Genomic DNA, 410 nt, shown 5'->3' on the forward strand with positions numbered 1-410 from the left:
TCGGAATCGATAACCGCTGAAAGCATCTAAGCGGGAAGCGAGCCCTGAGATGAGTCATCCCTGACCCCTTGAGGGTCCTAAAGGGCCGTTGGAGACCACAACGTTGATAGGTGGGGTGTGTAAGCGCGGCGACGTGTTGAGCTAACCCATACTAATTACCCGTGAGGCTTAACCATACAACACCCAAGAAGTGTTTCTGGCCTTGTAGCGAATGAACGAACTACTAATTCAGTGATAGCGACCAGGCAATAGCCAATCAGTCGTTATTCACGTCAGCTTTCCGAGATTGAAGTTATTTGCCTGGCGGCCATAGCGCCGTGGAACCACCTGATCCCATGCCGAACTCAGAAGTGAAACGCGGTAGCGCCGATGGTAGTGTGGCATTCGCCATGCGAGAGTAGGACACTGCC

Annotated in this window: 2 rRNA genes; both read left to right on the top strand. The window is 52.7% G+C overall.

Annotated elements, in window-relative coordinates:
- Positions 1–176 (top strand): 23S ribosomal RNA (locus tag AACQ95_RS14390); the annotation flags it as partial.
- A gap of 123 nt (positions 177–299) precedes the next feature.
- Positions 300–410: ribosomal RNA gene (rrf, locus tag AACQ95_RS14395) — 5S ribosomal RNA — on the top strand; the annotation flags it as partial.

Source organism: Aeromonas sp. MR19, from assembly GCF_963899305.1.
Taxonomy (GTDB): Bacteria; Pseudomonadota; Gammaproteobacteria; order Enterobacterales; family Aeromonadaceae; genus Aeromonas; species Aeromonas bestiarum.